Origin of the sequence: Ruegeria sp. ANG10, from assembly GCF_040705255.1 — a bacterium.
GTDB lineage: Bacteria > Pseudomonadota > Alphaproteobacteria > Rhodobacterales > Rhodobacteraceae > Ruegeria.
Window position 1 is genome coordinate 228,179 of the sequence record NZ_JBFCVU010000004.1, and the last position, 24,234, is coordinate 252,412.

23 protein-coding genes are annotated in these 24,234 nt (G+C 59.0%); 15 read left to right on the plus strand and 8 right to left on the minus strand.

Annotated elements, in window-relative coordinates:
• Position 1: 1 nt before the first annotated feature.
• Complete coding sequence (locus AB1A64_RS11045) at positions 2–883, plus strand: LysR family transcriptional regulator (protein WP_366551454.1); 882 nt, start codon at positions 2–4, stop codon at positions 881–883.
• Here AB1A64_RS11045 and AB1A64_RS11050 read toward each other — a convergent pair.
• Positions 880–1,836 (minus strand): NADPH:quinone oxidoreductase family protein, encoded by a 957-nt coding sequence (locus tag AB1A64_RS11050; RefSeq protein ID WP_366551455.1) that lies wholly within the window; start codon positions 1,834–1,836, stop codon positions 880–882. The two genes, AB1A64_RS11045 and AB1A64_RS11050, sit on opposite strands and share 4 nt — an antisense overlap.
• 339 nt (positions 1,837–2,175) lie before the next feature.
• Between AB1A64_RS11050 and AB1A64_RS11055 the strand changes: the two genes are divergently transcribed.
• The 3 genes from AB1A64_RS11055 (at position 2,176) to AB1A64_RS11065 (ending at position 4,834) form a co-directional block, all read left to right on the plus strand.
• The gene (locus tag AB1A64_RS11055) at positions 2,176–2,547 is read left to right on the plus strand and encodes a helix-turn-helix transcriptional regulator (RefSeq protein WP_170490074.1); all 372 of its coding nucleotides are present in this window, start codon (positions 2,176–2,178) and stop codon (positions 2,545–2,547) included.
• A gap of 46 nt (positions 2,548–2,593) precedes the next feature.
• The gene (gene hisN / locus AB1A64_RS11060; RefSeq protein ID WP_366551456.1) at positions 2,594–3,385 is read left to right on the plus strand and encodes a histidinol-phosphatase; all 792 of its coding nucleotides are present in this window, start codon (positions 2,594–2,596) and stop codon (positions 3,383–3,385) included.
• 114 nt (positions 3,386–3,499) lie between these two features.
• A complete protein-coding gene (locus AB1A64_RS11065; RefSeq protein WP_366551457.1) occupies positions 3,500–4,834 on the plus strand; it encodes an 8-oxoguanine deaminase in 1,335 nt (444 codons plus the stop codon).
• Here AB1A64_RS11065 and guaD read toward each other — a convergent pair.
• Positions 4,831–6,120 carry a guanine deaminase gene (guaD, locus tag AB1A64_RS11070; RefSeq protein WP_366551628.1) on the minus strand — a complete coding sequence of 430 codons (1,290 nt, stop codon included), beginning with the start codon at positions 6,118–6,120 and terminating at the stop codon, positions 4,831–4,833. The two genes, AB1A64_RS11065 and guaD, sit on opposite strands and share 4 nt — an antisense overlap.
• 140 nt (positions 6,121–6,260) lie before the next feature.
• Here guaD and mgtE point away from each other — a divergent pair, with 140 nt between their 5' ends.
• Positions 6,261–7,655: a magnesium transporter gene (gene mgtE, locus AB1A64_RS11075; RefSeq protein WP_366551458.1), complete on the plus strand. Its 1,395-nt coding sequence runs from the start codon at positions 6,261–6,263 to the stop codon at positions 7,653–7,655.
• Positions 7,652–8,215, plus strand: a complete 564-nt coding sequence (locus tag AB1A64_RS11080; protein WP_366551459.1) for a 5-formyltetrahydrofolate cyclo-ligase — start codon at positions 7,652–7,654, stop codon at positions 8,213–8,215. Before mgtE ends, AB1A64_RS11080 begins: the two co-directional genes overlap by 4 nt.
• 5 nt (positions 8,216–8,220) lie before the next feature.
• On the opposite strand, the gene AB1A64_RS11085 is transcribed toward AB1A64_RS11080, so the two are convergent.
• Positions 8,221–8,454: a DUF333 domain-containing protein gene (locus AB1A64_RS11085; protein WP_366551460.1), complete on the minus strand. Its 234-nt coding sequence runs from the start codon at positions 8,452–8,454 to the stop codon at positions 8,221–8,223.
• 89 nt (positions 8,455–8,543) lie between these two features.
• Between AB1A64_RS11085 and AB1A64_RS11090 the strand changes: the two genes are divergently transcribed.
• The 3 genes from AB1A64_RS11090 to AB1A64_RS11100 all read left to right on the plus strand — a co-directional run bounded on the left by AB1A64_RS11090 (position 8,544) and on the right by AB1A64_RS11100 (position 12,063).
• On the plus strand, positions 8,544–9,359 hold the full coding sequence (locus AB1A64_RS11090) for a TIGR00282 family metallophosphoesterase (protein ID WP_366551461.1): 816 nt from the start codon (positions 8,544–8,546) through the stop codon (positions 9,357–9,359).
• An 89-nt stretch (positions 9,360–9,448) separates the two neighbouring features.
• Entirely contained in the window at positions 9,449–11,227 is a 1,779-nt protein-coding gene (locus AB1A64_RS11095) for an SLC13 family permease (RefSeq protein ID WP_366551462.1), read from the plus strand.
• 95 nt (positions 11,228–11,322) lie between these two features.
• A complete protein-coding gene (locus AB1A64_RS11100) occupies positions 11,323–12,063 on the plus strand; it encodes a YbaY family lipoprotein (RefSeq protein WP_366551463.1) in 741 nt (246 codons plus the stop codon).
• Between the two features lie 10 nt (positions 12,064–12,073).
• On the opposite strand, the gene AB1A64_RS11105 is transcribed toward AB1A64_RS11100, so the two are convergent.
• The 4 genes from AB1A64_RS11105 to AB1A64_RS11120 all read right to left on the minus strand — a co-directional run bounded on the left by AB1A64_RS11105 (position 12,074) and on the right by AB1A64_RS11120 (position 17,200).
• Positions 12,074–13,735, minus strand: coding sequence for an FAD-binding dehydrogenase (locus AB1A64_RS11105; protein WP_366551464.1), 1,662 nt, complete (start codon positions 13,733–13,735; stop codon positions 12,074–12,076).
• An 11-nt stretch (positions 13,736–13,746) separates the two neighbouring features.
• On the minus strand, positions 13,747–14,604 hold the full coding sequence (locus AB1A64_RS11110) for a bile acid:sodium symporter family protein (RefSeq protein WP_366551465.1): 858 nt from the start codon (positions 14,602–14,604) through the stop codon (positions 13,747–13,749).
• 72 nt (positions 14,605–14,676) lie between these two features.
• Positions 14,677–15,411, minus strand: coding sequence for a glutamine amidotransferase (locus tag AB1A64_RS11115; RefSeq protein ID WP_366551466.1), 735 nt, complete (start codon positions 15,409–15,411; stop codon positions 14,677–14,679).
• Between the two features lie 16 nt (positions 15,412–15,427).
• Entirely contained in the window at positions 15,428–17,200 is a 1,773-nt protein-coding gene (locus AB1A64_RS11120; RefSeq protein ID WP_366551467.1) for an SLC13 family permease, read from the minus strand.
• Between the two features lie 110 nt (positions 17,201–17,310).
• Between AB1A64_RS11120 and AB1A64_RS11125 the strand changes: the two genes are divergently transcribed.
• Together AB1A64_RS11125 and AB1A64_RS11130 are read left to right on the plus strand one after the other, a co-directional pair.
• Positions 17,311–18,051, plus strand: a complete 741-nt coding sequence (locus tag AB1A64_RS11125) for a YebC/PmpR family DNA-binding transcriptional regulator (RefSeq protein WP_366551468.1) — start codon at positions 17,311–17,313, stop codon at positions 18,049–18,051.
• A gap of 135 nt (positions 18,052–18,186) precedes the next feature.
• Positions 18,187–19,476, plus strand: coding sequence for a permease (locus AB1A64_RS11130; protein WP_366551469.1), 1,290 nt, complete (start codon positions 18,187–18,189; stop codon positions 19,474–19,476).
• Here AB1A64_RS11130 and AB1A64_RS11135 read toward each other — a convergent pair whose 3' ends face one another.
• Complete coding sequence (locus AB1A64_RS11135) at positions 19,477–20,361, minus strand: LysR family transcriptional regulator ArgP (protein ID WP_366551470.1); 885 nt, start codon at positions 20,359–20,361, stop codon at positions 19,477–19,479.
• Positions 20,362–20,449: 88 nt separating this feature from the next.
• Here AB1A64_RS11135 and AB1A64_RS11140 point away from each other — a divergent pair, with 88 nt between their 5' ends.
• The 4 genes from AB1A64_RS11140 (at position 20,450) to betC (ending at position 24,165) form a co-directional block, all read left to right on the plus strand.
• Positions 20,450–21,049, plus strand: a complete 600-nt coding sequence (locus AB1A64_RS11140) for a LysE/ArgO family amino acid transporter (RefSeq protein WP_366551471.1) — start codon at positions 20,450–20,452, stop codon at positions 21,047–21,049.
• A 40-nt stretch (positions 21,050–21,089) separates the two neighbouring features.
• Positions 21,090–21,998 (plus strand): DMT family transporter, encoded by a 909-nt coding sequence (locus AB1A64_RS11145; protein ID WP_366551472.1) that lies wholly within the window; start codon positions 21,090–21,092, stop codon positions 21,996–21,998.
• 89 nt (positions 21,999–22,087) lie between these two features.
• Entirely contained in the window at positions 22,088–22,660 is a 573-nt protein-coding gene (gene betI / locus AB1A64_RS11150) for a transcriptional regulator BetI (protein WP_170516500.1), read from the plus strand.
• Positions 22,657–24,165 (plus strand): choline-sulfatase, encoded by a 1,509-nt coding sequence (gene betC, locus AB1A64_RS11155; RefSeq protein WP_170516499.1) that lies wholly within the window; start codon positions 22,657–22,659, stop codon positions 24,163–24,165. Before betI ends, betC begins: the two co-directional genes overlap by 4 nt.
• Positions 24,166–24,234: the final 69 nt, after the last annotated feature.

Sequence of the window (24,234 nt, forward strand, 5' to 3'; positions counted from 1 at the left end):
CATGCGGAATTTGGACATTACGACATTGCGATCGTTTGTGGCGGTGGCGGATCAGGGTGGAGTGACACGTGCCGCCGGGTTCCTGCATCTGACGCAATCCGCCGTTTCAATGCAGTTGAAGCGTTTGGAAGAGCTGCTGGGCCTGGAACTGCTGGATCGCAGTGGCCGAACCATCGCGCTGACCGCGTCCGGAGAACAGCTGTTGGCTTATGCCCGCCGGATGATTGCGTTGAACGATGAGGTGATCTCGAAACTCACTGACCAAGCCTTTGAGGGCGAAGTCGTTCTGGGTGTGCCGCATGACATCGTTTACCCGGCTATTCCGCGTGTCCTGCAGCGGTTCAACGTGGATTTCCCGCGGGTGCGGGTGCAGTTGATTTCTTCGTACACGATGCAGTTGAAGGAAATGTTCAAACGCGGCGAATGCGATTTGATCCTCACAACTGAGGCAAATGCGGGCGAGGGGGGCGAAACCATCGCCGAATTGCCGTTGCGCTGGATCGGGGCGCCGGGTGGGTCGGCGTGGCGCAAGCGGCCGATTCCAATAGCGCTTGGCCGTCGCTGCATGTTCCGGCCACAGGTCATCGCGGCATTGGATGAGGCTGGCATCCCGTGGGAGCTGTCGGTTGAAACCGAAAATGATCGCACCATCGAGGCGACCGTCGCCGCTGACTTGGCCGTCCACGCCATGCTCGACGGAACCGAGGCTGCGCATTTGGTTCAAATCGATGATGGCGGTGTATTGCCTGAGCTGCCCGAACATATGATCAACCTGTACGGAGGCGATACCGGACGCGGGCCGTTGGTTGAGGCACTTGCAGCTTTGGTTCGACAGAATTTCCGCATGCTCGGCAGTGCGCCCCTGAAGGCTGTGGTCGGTTAGGGCGTAATCACGACCTTGCCGGTTGCCGCGCGGTCGCGCAACAATTGCAGGCCTTTCTCGGCCTCCGATAGGGGCAGCACGTGGCTGATATGGGGCTTGATCCGCCCTTCGGCACACCACCGAAACAACGTGTCAAAGCTGTCTTGAACGATCTGCGGCCGAAAGGTCAGATAACCACCGATGTAAAAGCCGATCACAGTCAGGTTCTTGACCAGCAGATGATTGGCCGGAATCTGCGGCACATCTCCGCCTGCAAAGCCGATAGGCAGCAGGCGGCCTTCGGGGTTGGTGGCGCGAAAGGCGGCTTTGAACACGTCGCCGCCAACAGCGTCATACACCACGTCCGCTCCGCCCAGTTCCTTGACACGCGCGCGTAAATCCTCGGACGCATCAATCAGGTGATCCGCCCCCGCTGCCTGAGCGACCGCCAGTTTGTCTGCGCCGCGCGCCTGCGCAATTACGGTTGCCCCCATCAGCTTGCCGATCTCGACCGCGGTCAGGCCAACGCCGCCAGCCGCGCCGGTGACCAGCAGGGTTTCTCCGGGTTGTAATTGGGCGCGGTGATCCAGGGCGATGTGACTGGTGCCATAGGCGATCTGAATCGCGGCGGCATCCTCAAAGCTAACCGAATCGGGTAGGGGAATCGCGCGTTCGGCGTCAAACACACCGAATTCAGCCAGACCACCCTGACCTGAATAGACCGCAATCCGGTCACCTGGGCTTAGATGCGAAACGCCGGGACCCGTTGTTTCGACCACTCCGGCGATTTCCATTCCCTGCGTGAACGGCGCGGGCGGCGTGTCCTGATATGTTCCTTTCTGCATCAGCAGATCGGCAAAGTTCAGACCGCATGCCTTGATTGCGACACAGACCTGGCCTTCTTGCGGGGTCGGCACGTCAATGTCGCAAAGCTGGGCGGCTGCGTCCGAGGATGAAATTCTGTAGGCCAGCATGGTCGGGCTCCTGTGGTTTGGCGCATAGGTTCGTGCTGACCGGGGAATGTCAATCGCTTACCCGGCGCGGCGGAAAGGACTGTGTGGATGACGTCTCAGGCTTCCCTAACGGCAATTGCGTGTGCGGGATCGAAAGGGCACAACCTTAGTCCTGTGCATGGCGAAACAGATTCAACCTTCTTGAAAAAAAGCCCAAAAAGAGCAATATTGTTCCAGGTGCTGATTTGGGGGGCATGTTCCTGATTAGGGAGTGGTTAAGGGCGGCTCGCTAGTGTTGCGGTAGTACTTGCATGTCGCACACCCGGATTGGTTGTGTGTGTAGTTAAGAGGAGAATACCAATGACCCATCACGTCGATGTCCATGTGGGCAAACGCGTCAGGCATCGCCGCTGGCTGATTGGCATGACCCAACAGCAGTTGGCGCAACAGGTTGGTATTAAGTTTCAACAGATTCAGAAATACGAGACCGGGGCCAACCGGATCAGCGCGTCGCGCCTTTGGGACATTGCGGAGGCATTGGATGTTCCCGTCAGCTTTTTCTTCGAGGGCCTGGAAGAGGCTGAAAAGGAAACAACTGGCAAGAAATCGGTTCCAGCCGATCTGATGGGGGACAAGGAAGCTCTGGATCTGGTGCGCTCTTACTATGCGATTCCGGAAAACCAGCGCCGCCGCTTGTTCGAACTTGCCCGCGTCCTGAGCGACGTCGCCTGAGAGAACCGGGGTTGACTCTGGCACGTGTGATCCGCACGGGTAACGCATGCTAGAGACAACTTTAAGTGATCTGGATGTAGCTGAAGAAATGGCCGACGCGGCGCGTGCGGCCATTCTTCCGTTTTTTAGACAATCAAATCTTGAGACTTCGAACAAGCTGGCCGACGGTTTTGATCCGGTCACAGTCGCGGACCGGAAAGCAGAAAAGGCCATGCGCGACGTTCTGGCCAAGTACCGCCCCGATGACGGTATTTTCGGCGAGGAGTTCGGCCAGGTTCAGGGCAGTTCCGGCCGGACGTGGGTGTTGGACCCGATCGATGGCACCCGCGGTTTTATCAGCGGTACACCGACATGGGGCGTGCTGATCGCGCTGAGCGACCAGAACGGTCCGTTCTTGGGCGTCATTGACCAGCCCTATATCGGTGAGCGCTTCGTTGGATCAGCGGATGTTGCACAGGCGACCGGGCCAACTGGGACTATGCCTTTGAAAACTCGCGAAACTTTCAACCTGAATCAAGCCATTCTGTTCACGACCTTCCCCGAAGTTGGTACCCCCGAAGACCGCGCCGGGTTCAAGGCTGTGGCCCAACAGGTGCAACTGACCCGGTATGGCATGGATTGCTACGCTTACGCTTTGCTGGCGGCGGGGCAGGTCGATCTGGTGATCGAAGCGGGCCTGAATGCTTATGATGTTCAAGCGCCCATTGCGGTGATCGAGGCCGCGGGTGGTATCGTGACCGATTGGCAGGGTCGCACGGCCCATGAAGGTGGGCGTGTTCTTGCCGCCGCGAATGCAGACTTGCATGCAGCGGCGTTGGAGCTTTTGCAGAACCACTGAAACAGGTTGTCGGGTTAAGGCTGGTCGGGTAATCTCTGCCCGGCTGGTTCTTGTGCCCGTTTTCCGCCAGCCCTTACCTTCTTGCACGAAACGGGCGGATGCAAGGAGGGCGACATGACCGAAATCCTAATCAAGAATGCAGACACCATCCTGACGATGGATGACACACGCCGCGAGCTTTGTGGCGCGGATATCCTGGTCCGCGGTGGACAGATCGACCAGATCGGCCACGGGCTGCAAACAACCGGCGAAACATATGACGCCACAGGATGCGTAGTCACGCCGGGGCTGGTGAATACCCATCACCACCTTTACCAAAGCCTGACCCGTGCGGTGCCCGGTGGGCAGGATGCGCTGTTGTTTGGTTGGCTTAAGACGCTTTACCCCATCTGGTCCCGCTTTGGACCCGAAGAAATGTTTGTCTCGGCCCAGATCGGGCTGGCTGAGCTGGCGCTGTCGGGGTGTACACTCAGTTCCGACCACCTTTATCTGTACCCCAATGGCTCCCGGCTGGACGACACAATTGCTGCCGCCGCCGAGATCGGAATGCGATTCCATCCGACGCGCGGTGCGATGAGTATCGGGGAAAGCGAAGGAGGTCTGCCGCCCGACGCGTTGGTCGAAAAAGAGCAAGCGATTCTGGACGACATGATCCGTGTGGTCGATGCGTTTCATGACCCGTCCGAGGGGGCCATGTGCCGGGTCGGGTTGGCGCCGTGTTCGCCATTTTCCGTCAGCCGAGACCTGATGCGCGATGCGGCGAATCTGGCGCGGGATAAGGGCGTTATGCTGCATACTCATCTGGCAGAAAATGACGAGGATATCGCCTATTCGCAGGCCCAATTTGGATGCCGCCCAGGCCAGTATGCCGAGGAACTGGGCTGGACCGGCCCGGACGTTTGGCACGCCCATTGTGTCAAGCTGGACGGAACTGAGATTGACCTGTTCGCGAGAACTCAGACCGGCGTCGCGCATTGTCCTTGTTCCAATTGCCGTCTGGGTTCAGGCATTGCACCGGTACGCGCGATGCGAGACCACGGCGTGCCTGTTGGCCTGGGTGTGGATGGTTCAGCCAGCAATGACAGCGGCAACCTGATCCTCGAGGCGCGTCAGGCCATGCTGTTGCAGCGGGTAGCCAACGGTGCGGACGCCATGTCGTCACGCGAAGTGCTAGAGATTGCGACACGCGGTGGTGCAGATGTGCTGAACCGTCCTGATTGCGGACGTCTTGAGCCCAGAAAACGCGCTGACATCGCGATTTGGGACACAAGCTGTATCGAAAGCGCCGGCAGTTGGGACCCGGCGGCTTTGCTGTTGGCCGGGCCGGTGAAGGTCAAGCATCTGTTCGTCGAGGGCCGCCAGATCGTGCGCGATGGGCATGTCGCCAGTTTGGACATGCCCCGCGTGATCGAGAGGCAGAACCAGCTGGCCCGCGCCCTGCAAGTCTAGTTGGAAACGCGTTGACCGGCGATCCAGACCTCTGCAATCGCCCGGTCATCGCCCATCATGATAGTGGGGAAGATGGCCTCCCACAGGTCATCGGCGCAGGCTTCGCGTTGGGCAATGGCGGGGGTCGAGGCGAGGTCGAGCACGATCAGATCAGCCTCCATCCCCGGTGCAACGTTGCCGATGCAATCGTCCATCCGCAGCGTGCGTGCTGAGCCAACCGTGCTTAGCCACAAAAGTTGCGCGGCGTGCAGCGGCGTCCCGCGCAGTTGTCCGATTTCGTAAGCAGCAGCCATCGTCCGCAGCATCGAAAAGCTGGATCCGCCGCCGGTATCCGTTGCCAACCCAATGCGGTGGCCGTCACGCATCAACCCGTTCATGTCGAACAGGCCAGAGCCGATGAATGTGTTCGAGGTCGGGCAGTGAATCAGCGCCGCGTCGACCTCGCGCAGGCGGTCGCGTTCGCGTGCCTCAAGATGGATGGCATGGCCATATAGGCCGTTCGATCCCAGCAGCCCGAATTTCTCATAAGTATCCAAATAATCGCGCGTTTCGGGGAATAGCTCACGGACCCAGGCGATCTCATCGGTTTGTTCGCTCAGATGGGTTTGCATCAGACAGTGCGGGTATTCAGCCCAGAGCGCACCCATAGCTTCCAGTTGTTCCGGCGTGGAGGTGGGCGAGAAACGCGGGGTGATGGCATAAGACAGGCGGTCGATGCCATGCCAATTCTCAAGCAGCGCTTGGGACTGATCATAGGCCCTTTGTGCCGTATCCCTCAGACCTTCGGGCGCATTGCGGTCCATGCAGGTTTTGCCCGCCACAACTCGTTGGTTGCGCTGTTGCGCGGCGGCGAAGAAGGCGTCGACGCTTTCGGGGTGGATGGTGCAGAAACTGCACATGGTCGTCGTTCCATGCGCGGTTGTCAGGCCCAGATACAGGTTGGCGATTTCAGAGGCATAAGCCGGATCGCCGAACTTCATCTCTTCAGGGAAGGTATAGGTGTTCAGCCAGTCGATCAGGCGTTTACCCCAACTCGCGATCATCGCGGTTTGGGGGTAGTGCACATGCGCGTCCACGAATCCCGCCATGATCACGTTCTGGCCGTGATCCACCACCTTGGCATCTGGGTGGTCGGAGCGCAGGCTGTCGGCGTCCGCAACTGCAGATATGTGACCGTCTTCGATCAGAACAGCCTCGCTGATTTTGACGGCTTCGGTCGGTTCGACTTCAAAGGGAGAACCCGTGAAGCTCAGGACGCGCCCGTTCAGCAGCGTTTTTTGCGCCATATTCATTCATCTCCGCCTGTGTGGGACTATGAAACAGCATAGGCGGGCGAAACTTGTCGGTAAATCGGCGCATTGTCATTGTTTTCCGGTAGCTGCTTCTTCTAATTAGGGGGCAATGAGCGCGCGAAACGGGGGCAGATATGACCACAGGCTTTGATGAACCCGTAACCGAGTCCACAAGTGACGAAGATGTCTATGCGCTGGATCGCAAGACTGTGGCGGACATCCTGTACGCGGTCGAAGTAAATGATCGCGACAAATTGATCGAGCTGATGGATCCGCTGCACGCCGCCGACATCGCCGACCTTTTGGAACAGATCAGCCCCAATGAACGCACTCAGCTGATCCATCTGTACGACAAGGAATTCGACGGCGATATCTTGTCGGAACTGGACGATGCTGTCCGCGAAGAGATCATCGATGTGCTGCGCCCGGACGTTTTGGCCGACGCCGTGCGGGACATGGAAAGCGACGATGTTGTCGACCTGTTGGAAGACCTCGAAGAGCCGCAGCAAGAGGCCATCCTTGACGCGCTGGAGGATTCTGAGCGGATCGCGGCTGAGCAGGCGCTGTCCTACCCCGAAAACTCGGCCGGTCGCCTTATGCAGCGCGAGGTCGTCATGGCCCCCGAACATTGGACCGTTGGGCAGGCCATCGACTTTATGCGGGCCAATGACGATCTGCCGGAACAGTTCTATCATGTCGTTCTGGTCGACCCCCGGCTGAAACCAGTAGCGCAGGTGATGCTGGGCAAGCTGATGGCCGCCCGGCGCGAGGTGCCGCTGCACGACATCGCCGAAGAAGAGTTCCACACAATCCCTGTCGATCAGGACGAAGAGGACGTGGCCTATGCATTCAACCAGTATCACCTGATCTCGTCGCCCGTGGTCGACAGCGACGGGCGGCTGGTCGGTGTGATCACCATCGACGATGCGATGGTTGTTCTGGATGAGGAATACGAAGAGGACATGCTGCACCTTGCCGGGGTCAGCAACGAAAGTTCGCTGTCCGACAGCGTTGCCGCGACGAGCAAACGGCGCCTGCCTTGGTTGGCGGTGAACCTGTGTACGGCGATTTGCGCCTCGCTGGTGATTTCCCAGTTCGAGGCGGCGATTGATCAGTTGGTGGCGTTGGCCATTCTGATGCCGATCGTGGCGTCGATGGGCGGCAATGCGGGCACTCAGTCGCTGACAGTTGCGGTGCGAGCACTGGCGACGCGCGACCTTACTGGTTCAAACGTGTTGCGCGTGATCCGGCGGGAATTGCTGGTGGGAATGCTGAACGGCCTATGTTTCGCCATCGTTTTAGGAACCGTGGGAATGATGTGGTTCGATTCCGCCATGCTGGGTGTCGTGATCGGTGCCGCCCTAGTCGTGAACATGATCATCGCGGGGTTCATCGGTACGGTAGTACCAGTGGTGCTGGACCGTTTGGGCGCTGACCCGGCGCTTGCATCCGGCACCTTTGTGACGACCACAACGGATGTCATGGGGTTCTTCCTGTTCCTTGGACTTGCCAGCGTGGTGCTATTGTGACCGATCTGACCGAAATCAAATCCGCCGCGCGCAAGGTGGCTTTTGCGCGCCGCAAGGCTGCATTTGACACTCGGTTACCCGGGGTGGCGGGGCGCTTGTCCGAAGTCTTGGCCGGATATCGGGGCGTGCCGCTGTCCGGTTACATGCCAATCCGAACCGAGATTGATCCGCTTGCAGCGATGGCTGAGGCTTCGGCCTATGGCCCGGTCGGTGTGCCGGTCATTCAGGCTGCGGGCCAACCGCTGAAGTTTTCGCGCTGGACCCCAGAGGGTACGCTGAAAGATGGCCCATTCGGAGCTAAAGTGCCCGAGGTCGACGATTACTTTGATCCCGAAATTCTGATCGTGCCGCTGGTTGCTTTCGATGCGCAGGGCGGGCGGCTGGGTTACGGCGGCGGCTTTTACGACCGCACGCTGGAGGGTCTACGCGCCAAGCGTCCGACGCTGGCCATTGGCTTTGCCTTTGACGCGCAAGAGGCAGAGGGGCTGCCATTAGAGCCCACAGATCAGCCGTTGGATATGGTGATTACCGAAAGCCGGGTTCTGACCTTCTCGACCTGATTGCTTCAGCCCGGATTGTTCTCGCGGAAGAACTCCCACGCATCCACTTCGCGCCCGTCCGGTAGAATGCAAACGCCAGATTGGCCATTGTCGCCATCGCGGATCTCATACTTTGCTCCTGCGTCGATGCAATAGGTCGCTGCCGGGTTCGCCAGCTGAGCGGTGGAATCGGTCGCTGGCCCCTCATCACAGGCAGCAAGTGCGGACAGGCCAACAATGGCCAGAAGGAAGCGAGTCATCAAGATTCTCCTATTTTAAAGGCTTTGGCAGATTATGCAGGCAGCTTAATCACTTGTGCTTGGTCATTACCACACTTAGGACAGGTTGGATGAGGATACTTTTTTTGGGTGACGTCATGGGCCGCGCGGGACGCACGGCCATACAGCAACATCTGCCGCGTTTGCGCGACGAATGGCGGCTGGATTTCGTTGTGGTCAATGGCGAGAATGCCTCGAACGGGATGGGGTTGACCGGTGATCATGCCAAGTTGCTGCTGGACGCGGGCGCGGACTGTCTAACGCTGGGTGATCACGCGTTCGATCAGAAAGAAATGCTGCAATTCATCGAGAGCGAACCGCGTATCGTGCGTCCGGTGAATTTTGCCAAGGGTGCGCCGGGGCGGGGGCATCGGCTGTATACAGCCCCAGGTGGGCGCAAGGTTCTGGTGGTGCAGGTTCTGGGGCAGGTCTTTATGAAGCGGCCCTTTGATGATCCGTTCTCGGCGATTGAACCCATTCTGAAATCTCATCCTCGTGGCGGGCAGGCCCAGGCGATCATCGTCGATATGCATTGCGAGGCAACGTCCGAGAAGATGGCGATGGGCCATTACTGCGACAAACGCGCCAGCCTTGTGGTCGGCACGCATACGCATGTACCAACGGCAGATGCGCAGATACTGCCGGGTGGCACGGCGTATCTGACCGATGCGGGAATGTGTGGCGACTATGACTCGGTGATCGGGATGGACAAGGTCGAGCCGATGCGCCGCTTTATCACCGGCATGCCCAAGGCGCGATTCACACCGGCCAATGGCGAAGCGACGCTGAGCGGAGTGTTCGTCGAAACCAACGATCGCGACGGGCAGGCAAAATCTGTGCAAATGGTGCGCATCGGTGGGCGTTTGCAGCAGGCCGGGCCGCAATAGGCGATGTCAGGCTTGCTCTGCCGCGCGCAATGCGTGAAACTGGCTGCCGGGCGCGCAAGCCAGGCTAGGGTTCGGACAGAATACCAAGAATGCAATTCCTTCAACTGACAGAAACAGGCAGCGCGATACTGGCGCTTTTGGTTGTCGCGGGCATGTTCGTCATGTTCCTGCGCGAGGTCTACCCGACCGAGGTCGTTGCCATCGGCGGTGTCGCCATCATGCTGGTGACTGGCATCTTGCCCTATCAGAGCGCGCTGGCGGTTCTATCCAACCCAGCGCCGTGGACGATTGCGGCGATGTTCATCATCATGGGGGCTCTGGTGCGTACTGGCGCGCTGGATGCGTTTACCTCGACCGCGCAAAAGCAGGCGCAGGTGAACCCGCGCTTTGCCATTGGGATGTTGATGGCATTCGTTGTGGTGGCCTCGGCGGTAGTCTCGAATACGCCGGTGGTGGTGGTAATGATCCCGGTTTTTGTGCAGATCGCGCGCACGCTGAACGTTCCGGCCTCGAAACTGCTGATCCCGCTCAGCTATGCGGCGATTTTGGGCGGTACGCTGACCCTGATCGGGACCTCGACCAACCTGTTGGTGGATGGTGTGGCCCGCGCGCAGGGGATGACCGCCTTCACCATTTTCGAGGTGACCCCGCTGGGCATCGCGCTGGTGATCTACGGTATGGTTTACCTGCGCTTTATCGCGCCGCGTCTGCTGCCGGATCGGGACAGCATGGCGACGTTGTTGTCTGACCGATCCAAAATGAAGTTTTTCACCGAGGCTGTCATTCCGCCTGAAAGCAACCTGATCGGGCGAGAGGTAACAGGGGTTCAGCTGTTCAAGCGCCCCGGTGTGCGGCTGATCGACGTAATCCGCGGGGATGAGTCGCTGCGGCGTAATCTGAAAGGTGTTGAGCTGAAACTTGGCGACCGTGTCGTTCTGCGAACTGAAATGACCGAGTTGCTGAGCTTGCAAAGCAACAAGGAACTAAAGCGCGTTGACCAGGTCTCGGCGGTTGAGACCAAGACGGTCGAGGTTCTGATCACCCCAGGTTGCCGCATGGTGGGTCGGACGCTGGGCACGCTGCGTTTGCGGCGTCGGTATGGTGTCTATGTGCTGGCTGTACACCGCCGGAACCAGAATATCGGGCGTCAACTGGATGATCTGGTGGTGCGGGTCGGGGATACGCTGCTGCTGGAGGGGTCGCCTGCCGATATTCAGAAACTGGCCGCCGACATGGACATGGTCGACGTTTCGCAACCGTCTGCACGCGCGTTCCGGCGCAGCCATGCCCCCATCGCGATTGGCGCGCTTGTCGGTATCGTCGCCTTGGCCGCGCTGGGTGTCGCGCCGATCCTGCTGCTGTCGGTTCTGGCAGTTGCAGTGGTTCTAATCACGCGCTGCATCGACGCGGATGAGGCGTTTTCTTTTGTCGAAGGTCGCCTGCTGGCGTTGATCTTCTCGATGCTGGCCATAGGGGCCGCGTTGGACAAATCCGGTGCTGTTTCGCTGATTGTCGAGGCGATTGCCCCCGGCCTCAGCGCGTTGCCGCCCTTCCTGATCATCTGGGCCGTATACCTGCTGACCTCGGTGCTGACAGAACTGGTATCAAACAACGCAGTGGCCGTGGTGGTGACACCGATTGCAATCGGGTTGGCTCAGGCAGTCGGGATTGACCCGCGCCCGCTGGTGGTGGCGGTGATGGTGGCGGCCTCAGCCTCGTTCGCGACGCCGATCGGGTATCAGACCAACATGATGGTTTATGGTCCGGGCGGGTACAGGTTTGTCGATTTCATGAAGGTCGGCATTCCGCTGAACCTGACCGTTGGGCTGCTGGCGTCGTTGCTGATCCCGCTGATCTGGCCCCTGTAAGTCAGGCGTGGAATCGCCGATTTGGATCACTAGGTCTTGTAAATACTGATCTGGCCACGATCTTTTCACCAAAGTGGAAGTGAAAGGATTGTGTCATGCCATTTCCAAAGCTCGGTCAGGCCATCGTTGCCTGCGCTCTTGTCCTGACTATTTTGGGCAGCCAAAGCCATGCTGGAACCGTAACGGGAACCGCTGCCTACCGTGAGCGGATTGCCGTGCCGCCCGATGCGACGCTATATGTCGAGCTTCAGGATGTCTCTCTGGCTGATGCGCCGGCAGTGTCCCTTGCTGCTAAACGCTATGCAATGGACAGCGTACCTGCGCAGTTCGAGCTGACATTCGATGACGCACTGATCAAGGACGGGCATCGCTATGTGGTGCGGGCCTCGATCAGCCAGGGGCAAGACCTGCTGTTCACCACCGATACGGCTTATCCGGTTCTAACCGATGGGGCAGGGAGTTCCGCAGACCTTATGCTGGTGCAGGTGCAGGGGGGAAGCATGCTGGATAACACGCAATGGACAGCCGCATCGCTGAACGGCGCGCCGATTGAAGCCGAGCGCCGCCCAGAGATTAACTTTGCCCAAGACGGTGCCTTTTCCGGCAGCGGTAGCTGCAACCGGTTCAACGGGCAGGCCGACATTTCCGGTGCGACTATCGCGTTCCCCGACAATATGGCTGCCACGCTGATGGCGTGTCCCCCGGCCTTGGAAGAGGTTGAGCGGCAGTTCTTCCTAGCCTTGCAAAGCGTCACCACTTACGCGGTTGAAGGCGATGCGCTGGCCTTTCTGGATGCCGCAGGCGAGCCGGTTATCAAATTCGTGCGCACCCGGTAAAGCGGGGCCGTCAGGCAACAGCCCTTGATCGCCCGGCATTGCGGCCCGAGAATATGCAGCCGCCCAGAAACGAGCCTTCCAGCGCGTTGTAGCCGTGATAACCGCCGCCGCCAAACCCGGCCACTTCGCCTGCGGCAAACAGGCCGGGCACAACCTGACCATCCGCGCCGATCATCTGGCTGTCGAGATTGGTTTGCAGCCCACCAAGCGTCTTGCGTGTCAGCACGTGCAGCTTTACGGCAATCAGCGGGCCGTTTGAGGGATCAAGGAACTTGTGCGGTTTGGCGGTGCGGATCAGCTTGTCGCCTCGGTAATTTCGCGCGGCCAAAATGGCGGCCATTTGCGCGTCTTTGGTAAAGGGATTGTCGACCTGGCTATCCCGAGCCTCGATCTGCGCACGTAAATGGGCTTCATCGATCAGCCCACCACCCAACTGGTTCATACCGCTGACCAGTTCGGTCAGAGTGTTGGCAACAATGAAATCCTCACCATGTTCCTTAAAGGCCTCAACGGGTGCAGTGGCTTTTGAGCCGGTCAGGACCCGCTGAAACAACACCTCTCGCCAGCCACCGTCGGTCATGTCTGGGTTCTGCTCAGACCCGGACAGGGCAAATTCCTTTTTGATCACCTTTTGAGTCAGCACGAACCAGCTATACTCATATCCGGTTTTCAGAATTTCCTGCAGCGTGCCCAGCGTGTCGAACCCCGGCATGAAGGGCGGTTTCAACCGATTGCCCCGCGCGTCAAACCACATCGAACTAGGGCCGGGCAGGATGCGAATGCCATGCGAGGGCCAGATTGGGTTCCAGTTCCGCACGCCTTCAGTGTAATGCCACATCCGGTCGCCGTTGATGACGTGCCCGCCGGCCTTTTCGCTGATGGGGATCATACGACCATCCACGTGAAACGGAACGCCCGCCACCATATCCTTTGGCGGATCGCCTAACCGATCGCGGGGCCAGCTTTTGCGCACCATCTCGAAATTGCCGCCGATCCCGCCAGAGGTGACGATGACCGAAGGGGCATAGACCTCGAACTCACCCACTTCATCACGGTTGGTCTTGGCACCGTGGGGTGCCGTGTCATCGGCCAGAACTTCGCCCGAGACCCCCTTGGCACAACCGTTCTGCATGATGATGTGGCTGACCTGATGGCGAAATTTCAACTCGATCAAGCCCGCACTGACGTGTTCGCGCACACGGCGTACAAAGTTTTTCAGAACGCCCGGTCCGGTGCCCCATGTGATGTGAAACCGGGGCACGGAATTGCCGTGACCATCTGCATAGGACCCACCGCGTTCAGCCCAGCCAACGATAGGGAACCAGCGCAGGCCCATCTCATGCAACCACGGACGCATTTCACCGGCGGCGAATTCAACATAGGCCTCGGCCCATTTGCGGGGCCAGGCGTCTACGTCGCGGTCGAACTGCGCACTGCCCATCCAGTCGCGCAGTGCAAGGTCCTGACTGTCCTTGATGCCCATCCGGCGCTGTTCTGGCGTGTCGACCATGAACAGACCACCCAGACTCCAATGCGCTTGCCCGCCCAGAAAATGCTCGGGCTCCTGATCCAGCACGATCACCTTCTTGCCGCGATCCCCCAACTCGGCCGCAGCGGCCAGCCCGGCCAGTCCGGCGCCCACGACAATGGCGTCAGCAGTAGTGTTAGTCATATCTTGTCCTTTCAGCGGCTGCGAAGCCAGGCGATATAGGGCAGGGCTACGACATACATCATGATCCCGTAGACGGCTGAGGGCAGAGCCAGCGGGCTGAACCCGCTGTCTGTCCCGGTGATCAGCGCCGCCAACGTGATCCCCAGTGTCGAATTCTGGATGCCGGTTTCGATTGAGACCGTCTTGCTTTCCGTCCACGACAGCTTCGCGGCGCGGGCAATTCCCAATCCAATCGCCAAAAGCGCGACGTTCAGCGTGATCAGACCCGCGCCCATGATCCCAAGGTTGTCGACGAACAACTGCCAGTTCCCGGCAAGCGCGGCGATCACGATCAGAACGAACAGGACAGTGGCCGTCTTGGACAGCGGTGCGTCGATCCGCTCGGCAAACCCGGCTGCGAAATGGCGCAGGCTGACGCCGATGGCGACGGGCAGTGTGGTGATCAGGAACATTGCAATGGCCAGCCCGGTGATCGACACGTCGGGCGCGTCTTCGCCCATGAAATGAGCGATAGTCCAAGCCGCTAAAACGGGAACGGTAATCATGGATAACAGGCTGATCACGGCAGTCAGGCTAACCGACAGTGCGACATCGGCCTTGGCCAGTTTGGACAGGATGTTGCTGGTGACCCCTCCGGGGCAAAAGCTGAGTAGCATGAACCCGACCGCGATCTCGGGCGGCAAGGCGAAGAGTTTGACTATGATGAAAGCTGCGACGGGCAGCAACACAACTTGGCTCAGCGCGCCGATGGCAAAAGGATAACCCCGGCGCAGGACCCGTTGGAAGTCAGATACCTGAAGGCCAACACCAAGGGACAGCATGATAATGGCCAGCGACAACGGCAGCCCGACATTTATTAGTAAATCCAAGAACAACTCCTCCCTCAGCCGTTCGGATCAGCCTAAGCGAGTGTTCAAGGCGCAGGCAACCGCGCCGTTGGGTCACGTGTAGCGTTGGGCGAAACGGCGCAGGATTTCGCCAGGTTTGGTAACATCGGCGGCGTGACAAATATCGATCAAGCGCTGGGCGTCTTCGGGCGGGAAATAGCCGAAATCCTTGTAGATATTGATGCGCTGTTCGAAATCTTGCGCGTTGGCTTCGGGGTGGAACTGCGTGGCATACACGTTTTCGCCCCAGCGGATCATCTGAAACGGGCAGGGGTCCGAGGCCAGCAGGTGGACACACCCGTCGGGCAGGGACTGCACAGCCTCTTTGTGGCCGACGAAAGCCTCGAAACTGTCGCCCAGCCCGGCGGTCAGCGGATCATGCGCGCCTTCATCGGTCAGTTGGCAAGTCGAGGGGCCGACGGGTTCTCCGAACTGTTTCTTGCTGACATCGCCGCCCAGATGCGCCGCCAGAATGCCCAATCCGTAACAGCAGCCCATGAAAGGGTGATCATTCGCGGTGATCTGCGGCATCAGCCCCATGATGGCCGCTTCGATACCTGCATCCATCTCGGATTTCGTCGCCGGATCATCACTGACGCAGCCGGGGCCTCCGCCGACAATCACACCGGCATAGTCTGTAACATCCAGACCCGCGGGCAGGTCCTGACAATCTAGCCGGATACGGTGGGTCTGGTCCGTCGACAGACCGGTCTTGTCCAGAATCGAGGCGTACTCGGCGTCCGAGGCTTCGGTCTCCGGGCGCAGTTGCAGGATCAGAAATCGTTTCATGCAGTGCCCTTACCCGTCAAAGCGGCCAGAAGACAAGGATGGAAGGAATGGAAACTGCAACGATGAGGATTTCCAGCGGCAATCCCATGCGCCAGTAATCCCCGAACCGATAGCCCCCGGGGCCCAGCACCAGCGTGTTGTTCTTGTGCCCGATGGGCGTCAGGAACGCGGCTGAGGCCGCCACGGCCACCGTCATCAGAAACGGATCGGGCGAGACTTCAAGCGTGCGTGCCATTTGAATGCCGACGGGGGCTGCGACGATGGCGGTGGCCGTGTTATTCAGCACATCCGACAGGGTCATCGTGACTACCATCAATACCGTCAGGATCGCCCATGCGGGCAGGCCATCCGTCAGTTGCACCAGCGCATTGGCAATCAATTCGGTGCCGCCGGATGTTTCCAAAGCGCTGCCTAGCGGGATCATCGATCCCAGCAGCACAACGACCGGCCATTCGATATGGTTATAAAGATCCGCAATCGGCAAGATTTTGGTCAACACATAGGCGACTACGACAAACCCCAGCGCAATTGGCAGGTAGATCAGCCCGATACTCGCCGCCAGCACCGCAGCGACAAACAGACCGATGGCTAGCCAAGCCTTGTCATTGGCGGTGACGTTCAGGCCACGCGCGGCCAGCGGTAGACAGCCCAACCATTCAGTCACGTCGGCGCTGCGGTCACGCGGGCAGAGCAAAAGCAGGATATCGCCGGCCTCCACTTCGGTCTTGCGGACCTGTTCAGTGATGCGGCGACCCTGGCGCGAGATGCCCATCAGCACGGTGCTTTGCCGCCAGGCCAGCCCTAACCCTTGCGCGGTGCGTCCGGTGATGCGGGCGCTTTCGGTGGCAACAACTTCGATCACTTCCAGCCCGTCGCCTTCAGCCGTCAGCAACTCCTGCCGCCGCGTGTCCGAGAAATCGAGGTTCAGCGCAGCGCGGAATTCATCCAGTGCTTCGGGGCGGGCCTCCAGCACAAGTGCATCGCCTTCATGCAGGGTAGCATGGGCCGAACGGCCATAGCGGCGCTTGCCATCGCGGATCAGACCGATAATGGCGACGTCGGATTTTTCGGCAGCCTCGTATAATTCGCTTACCCGCTTGCCGATATGGGCCGATTCCGGCGGAATGGTCAGTTCGGCGATATATTCCGCCAGCGTCTCGGATGTTTCCTCCTCCGGGCCACGGTTCGGGATCAAACGCCAGCCGATCAAGGACACAAAAGCCAACCCGGCAATGGCCGCCAGCCCGCCGACCGGGGCGAAATCGAACATCCGAAACGGCTCACCCAGTGTTTCCGCTCGGATTGAGGCGATGATGATATTAGGCGGCGTCCCGATTAGGGTGGCCATGCCGCCTAGAATGGTAGCAAAGCTCAGCGGCATCAGGGTCAGACCCACCGACCGCCCAGCCTTGCGCGCGGTTTGAATGTCGACCGGCATCAACAAAGCCAGCGCGGCCACGTTGTTCATAAAGGCCGACAGAACCGCTCCGATCCCACCCATCAGTGCAATATGCGCGCCAAGCCCGCGCGAGGCATCAACCAGTGTACGTGTGATCAGAAACACTGCCCCCGACCGAACCAGTCCGGCTGAGACAACCAGAACCAGCGCGACGATGATGGTTGCCGGATGTCCAAACCCGGCAAAGGCGTCGTCCATCGGCACGACGCCAAGAACGACCCCGATTAACAGCGCAGAAAACGCCACAAGATCATAGCGAAACCGCCCCCACAGAAGCATTCCAAATACAGTGGCAAAAAGGGTGAAAAGAATAATCTGATCTGTCGTCATCCCGCCACCATACCCGCAAGAGGGCGTCTCGCAAGCCGCTCTCTTGATCCCATGCCCCGCAAACGTCTATATGAGCGCCGAACACGCAATCACTATCACGAGGACGCACCATGGCAGGCCACTCCAAATGGGCCAACATCCAGCACCGCAAGGGACGTCAGGACGCCGCGCGGTCCAAGCTGTTTTCCAAACTGTCGAAAGAAATCACCGTCGCCGCCAAGATGGGCGACCCCGATCCCGAAAAGAACCCACGCCTGCGTCTGGCAGTGAAAGAGGCCAAGTCGAACTCGGTCCCCAAGGACGTGATCGACCGGGCGATCAAAAAGTCGGTTGCGGGTGAAGGCGACGATTACGAAGAAATCCGGTATGAGGGTTACGGCCCGAACGGTGTGGCTGTGATCGTCGAGACGATGACTGACAACCGCAATCGCACCGCCTCGACCGTGCGTTCAACTTTCTCCAAGAATGGCGGCAATTTGGGTGAAACCGGCTCGGTTGGGTTCATGTTCGACCGCAAGGGCGAGGTCGTGTATCCGGCCACTGCGGGCGATGCGGACACCATTTTTGAGGCCGCCATCGATGCCGGTGCCGAAGACGTCGAAAGCTCGGACGACGGTCACATCATCTGGTGTGCTGACACCGACCTGAACGATGTGTCGAACGCACTGGAAGGGGCGCTGGGCGAATCCGAATCCACTAAGCTGATCTGGAAACCCACCACCACGACCGAGCTGGGGCTAGAAGACATGCAAAAGCTGATGAAGCTGGTCGATGCGCTGGAAGATGACGATGACGTACAGCGCGTGACCACGAACTTCGAGGCCACAGACGAGGTCATGGCGCAGCTTTAAGCGTTAGGAATTTGTGATGGAAAACCCGGCCTCTGGTCGGGTTTTTTGCTTTGCGGGTTCTTGGCCGGTTGGCCAGAACCCGGTAGGCTTGACAAGAATATCTGTGCCCAAGCGGCACATAATCTGATTGAGCGTATGACGAACAGCCCACCCAGCCAACCCAAACGCAACATTCCTGTTTTGACCGGTCAGAGCATCCTGTCTCAGGTCGCGTGGACGCTTGGCAGCCCTTCAATCGTGCTGCCGTTTCTGGCCGTTTCATTTGAATTACCCATGTTCATCGCGGGCGCATTGGTGTCCATTCGGATGGTCGGTAGCATGATTTCGGACATCTTTCTGGCGCAGCCGATTTCGGCGCGACAGCAGAAGAAACGCGGGATTGCCCTGACCGAGGTGGGGATCGGTGCCTGCCTTGTCATGACTGTTTTGGTGGCCGCGACCGGGTTTGTTCCTGCGATTGCACTGGCATTTGTCGCGGCGTTCTTCGTAATCGGCCTGATCGAAGAAATTCAATCGTTGATGTTAACGGATCTGATAGGGGATCAAGTGCAATCCAAGTCGCGGATGATCATGCATTATCTTCAATTGGGCATCGGCGGGTTGGGGGCTATTGGATTGGCGCTTCTGGTGCATGAGATCACCAGGGAAAACCCACCGTTTTCCCGGCATTCCACGGTGATTGCGGTTTCGGTGGCCTTTTTCGTTCTGTCTGGCCTGTCCATTCTTGCGATCTCGGAAATCGCACGCAGGGATGAGGTCAAGGATACGCCGCAAAAGGTGAAAAAACGAAAATTTTCTGAGAACTTCACCGATATCGTCGCCATGTTCGATCAGGCTTGGTTTCGCCGGTATCTGGTCATGCGGCTGCCCTTGCTCGTGGTCTCCCTGTCGGTGCCATTTTTTGCCCTGATCGCGGCCGAGGCGCATCATGCCTCAGCGAAGGGTTTGACGGCCATGATCATCTCATCCGCGTCGGGCTATCTGGTCTCGGCGCCGTTATGGCAGTTGGTGAACATGAAATCCCACCGCGCCGTCATGGTGGCCGGAAACCTAATGGTTGCCGCGACAGGTGCCACGCTGGTTACGGTGCATATTCTAGGTATCGATCACGCGGTCCATCTGCACGCTATTGCACTTTTCATCGTGACCGTGGCTGTAACCGGCATAGGCGGTGCGCGGCAACTGTACTATCTGGACGTGGCCCCCAAGGATCAACGTGTCAAAGGCGCGGCGGCGATCAAAAGCATCTGCCGGATCACTGCGGTGATTCTGTCGGCGGCCTTGGCTGGTGTTGCGCATATGCACGAAGTTGCGTGGGCCATTGTGTTCGTCACTCTGGTCAGCGTTTTCGCTGCCATCACCTGTTACCGCGTGGTCCTGCCCAATGTAGAAAAGGCCAAGGCTGCGTTATCTGACCCGTCATAGTTACGTTGGAAGAAGCTCCTTTGCCGCAGTTTGTCTGACCGCACGGGTTAGCGGAACCAGCGCAGAGGACAGAACGCGCCCCACCTGCCAGGTCAGACCCACGTCAAGGGGGGCGTCAGGCAACAGCGGGCATAGCCGGCCGTCACTCAATGCGGACTGCGCCAACCCGACAGGGTTCATGCCCCAACCTAACCCAGCGATGGCCGCGTCCACAAACCCCTGCGGTGACGGCAGAAAATGCGAGGGCGGGGAAATCCGGCACCCCATCTGTTCGAGAATCCACATTCGTTGAAGGCTGTCCTTGCGGTTGAAGGTCAGGCATGGGGCAAGGGCCAGCGAGCGTTCGTTTACACCCTCGGCAAACCATTGCTGCATATAGGCCGGGCTGGCGGTCGCGATGTAGCGAAGCGCGCCCAAAGTGTAAGTGTCGCACCCCGAAACCAGTTGACCGCCTACTGTGATTGCGGCGCTGACTTCGCCACGCCGCAACCACTCGGCCGAATGATCCTGATCGTCCACCACCAGATCAAACAACAGCCCATCCACCTGTGCCATGGCATCAATGAACCACGTGGCCAGAACGTCGGCAGGCACTGCCACGCGAACACGGGCCGGGCCGCTGGCCTGATCCAGGGTCAATTCGCGGGCCAGTTTGGCCTCAAGCAATCCGATATCCTCGGCATGTTGTGCGATACGCAGACCCGCCGGTGTGCCGGTACAGGGCGGTCCGCGATTGATCAACGCCGCGCCCACGCGATCTTCCAATGCCTTGATCCGCTGGGAAATGGCCGAGGGCGTCACTGCAAGTTCGGCCGCAGCGGCCTCAAAACTGCCGTGCCGCAGAATTGACGACAAAGCCGACATGTGGTTAGGGTCGAGTATCATTAGAGCAACTTAATTAGGATCAGCATCTTTAATTTGATAGGATGCGGAAATACGCATAGTCAATGCCCCTGAACGCACAGGAGGCATCATGTCCGCATCCCTTTTCGCCGGTTTTTTACTGGGCTTCAGTCTCATCCTAGCCATCGGGGCACAAAACGCCTTTGTGCTGCGTCAAGGACTGCGGCGCGAACACGTTTTTCCCCTGTGTCTGACCTGCGCAGTATCGGATGCCATCCTGATTGCCGCAGGTGTCGCGGGGTTCGGCGCGTTGGCCGAAGCGGCACCTTGGTTTGAGACCGTCATGCGATACGGAGGGGCGATCTTTCTGACGTGGTACGGGCTGCGCAGCCTGCAATCTGCGTGGCAGGGCGGGGCGGCGATGGACGTGGCCGAAGGTCAGCGCGCCAGCCTACGGTCGGTGCTGCTGACGGTGCTGGCTTTTACCTGGCTCAACCCGCATGTCTATTTGGATACGGTTGTGCTGATCGGTTCGATCTCGGCTCAGTATGATGACCGTCTGGCCTTTGCGAGCGGCGCGATGTTGTCCAGTTTCGTGTTCTTCTTTTCCCTCGGGTATGGGTCCCGGGTGCTGTCTCCGATCTTTGCCCGACCGCGCGCCTGGCAGGTTCTGGATGTGGTCATCGGCATCGTCATGCTGGGGATCGCGCTGAAACTTGTTGCCATGTGAAGGGTTGTACCTGCGTTGGTTTCGGTGTTCAGGTTTCGGCATGACAACATCTGCCGCCTCATACCGGCCCCTTGCGGGCATGTTTTGGATGTTTGCCGCCGGGCTGTCCTTTGTGGTGATGACGGCTTTGGTCAAATCGCTGGGCACAACAATGAGCCCGATCCAAGCGGCATTCATACGCTATGCTCTGGGATTGGTGTTTCTTTTACCGGCCCTGCGTTCGATCCTGTCGACCCATCTCACAAAGCGTCACCTGAGTCTGTTCGGGCTGCGTGGAGTCATTCACGCCTTTGCGGTGATGCTGTGGTTCTATGCAATGACCCAGATCCCATTGGCCGAGGTCACGGCGATGAACTACATGACCCCGGTCTATGTCACGTTGGGTGCGGCGCTCTTCTTGGGTGAGCCGCTGGCCTTTCGTCGGATCGCGGCGATAGTGGTGGCGTTGGTCGGTGTGGTGATCATCCTGCGCCCGGGGTTTAGAGAGGTTTCGACCGGTCACTTGGCCATGTTGGGAACTGCTCTGCTGCTGGGAGGGTCCTACCTGCTGGCCAAACTGCTGGTGCGCGATATTCCACCGTCGGTGGTGGTGGCGCATCTGTCCATCTGGGTGACGCTGGCGTTGATCCCCTTTGCCATCGCCGTATGGCAGCCGCCCAGCCTGCGCGACATCTGGGTTTTGTTTCTGGTTGCCTGCTTTGCCACTGCGGGGCACTATTTCATGACGCTGGCCTTGCAGGCGGCGCCGGTGGCGGTCACGCAGCCGGTGACCTTCCTGCAGCTGATCTGGGCCACGTTGCTGGGGGCGTTGGTCTTTCACGAAAGTGTTGACATCTGGGTCGTTGCCGGGGGTACGCTGATCTTGTCCGCTGTCAGCTTCATCGCCTGGCGCGAGGCGGTTCTGAACCGCAGCAACCTGACCACACCTAGCATAGCCCCAAAACTCTAGCAAGTTTCAGCGTGCGGAAATGGTTATTGATTGACGAGTCAATAAAAACACCGTAGCGTTTTCCTACCAGTCGTAGGGAGGGGACAGCTATGCCGAAACTCGGAATGGAACCGATCCGCCGTGACGCAATCGTCCGGGCGACGATTGCCGAGCTTGGGTCGAAGAAATCCCTAGATGTAACCGTCAGCCAAATCGCCAAGCGGGCCGGCATGTCCAGCGCACTTGCGCACCACTATTTCGGTGGCAAAGACCAGATTTTTCTGGCGGCGATGCGACGCATCCTGTCCGATTTCGGTGCCGAAGCACGCAGCGAGCTTAAGGCCGCCGCGCCACAGGATCGGGCGCAGGCCATCATCCGGGCCTGTTTTGCGCCCTCATGCTTTACACCCGATGTCATTGCCGCATGGATGACGTTCTACGTCCTGGCCCAGACCAACGATGACGCGCTGCGCCTGTGGCAGATCTATCAGGCGCGTATCCGTTCCAATCTGAAAGACGCCCTGCGTCCATTGATGAGCGATCCGGCCGAGGCGACCGAGAACATGATCGCCTTGATCGACGGTCTTTATATCCGCGCAGCACTAAGCGCCCCGGAAGAACCGCAACTGGCCGTGAACCACGCTATGCGTGTCCTGAACACTCTGCTCGAGGCTGAAAAATGACAAAACCGAATATTCTGATCCTGATGGTGGATCAGTTGAACGGGACCCTCTTTCCAGACGGTCCCGCAGACTGGCTGCATGCACCCAATCTGAAGAAACTGGCGGAACGGTCGACGCGGTTCGCCAATGCCTATACGGCCTCGCCGCTATGCGCGCCGGGGCGGGCCAGCTTTATGTCCGGCCAATTGCCATCGCGCACTGGCGTCTATGACAACGCGGCCGAGTTTCGCAGCGACATTCCCACCTATGCGCACCATCTGCGCCGCGCGGGGTATTACACCTGTCTGTCAGGCAAGATGCATTTCGTCGGACCTGATCAGTTGCACGGGTTCGAAGATCGCCTGACCACCGATATCTATCCGGCCGATTTCGGCTGGACGCCCGACTACCGCAAACCGGGTGAACGGATTGATTGGTGGTATCACAACATGGGCTCGGTAACGGGCGCAGGCGTGGCCGAGATTTCCAACCAGATGGAATACGACGACGAGGTCGCCTATAACGCCAAAACCAAGCTGTATGATCTGGCGCGCGGTAAGGATGACCGCCCCTGGTGCGTAACCGTCAGCTTTACCCATCCGCATGATCCATATGTGGCGCGCCGCAAGTATTGGGACCTGTACGAGGATTGCGAACATCTGCTGCCCGAGGTCGCGGACCTTGGCTATGACAACCAAGATCCGCACTCCAAACGGATTTTTGACGCCAATGACTGGCGCAGCTTCGACATCACCGAAGAAGATATCCGCAAATCCCGCCGCGCCTATTTCGCCAATATCTCGTATCTGGACGACAAAATCGGCGAGATTCTCGAGGTGCTGGAAAGCACGCAGCAAGAAGCGATTATTATGTTTGTCTCGGATCACGGCGATATGCTGGGCGAGCGTGGATTGTGGTTCAAGATGACCTTCTTCGAGGGCTCGTCCCGTGTTCCGCTGATGATTTCGGCCCCTGACTTACCTGCGGGTCGGATCGACACGCCGGTCTCGACTATCGACGTGACGCCGACCTTGGGTGCGTTGGCGGGCGTTGACATGGCCGAGATCGAACCTTGGACCGATGGGGAAGACCTCGTGCCACTGGCCAACGGCGTCGAGCGCACTGCGCCCGTTGCAATGGAATACGCGGCCGAGGCATCTTATGCCCCGCTGGTTTCACTGCGCTATGGCAAGTGGAAATACAACCGCTGTGCGCTAGACCCGGACCAGCTGTTCGATCTTGATGCTGACCCGCACGAACAGACCAACCTGGCCGAAGACCCAGCGCATGCCGGAACGCTGGAATCGCTGCGCGCCAAGTCCGAAGCTCGTTGGGATCTGGATCAGTTCGACGCAGATATCCGCGCCAGTCAAGCCCGCCGCTGGGTGGTGTACGAGGCGCTGCGGCAGGGTGGGTATTACCCTTGGGATTACCAGCCACTGCAGAAGGCATCGGAACGCTACATGCGCAATCACATGGATCTGAACGTCGTCGAGGAAAACGCACGTTTTCCACGTGGCGAATAGACTTATCAACCCAATCGAAGACACCCCGCCGAAAATTCGCAACATGGTTCGGCGGGGCATGGAGATCAA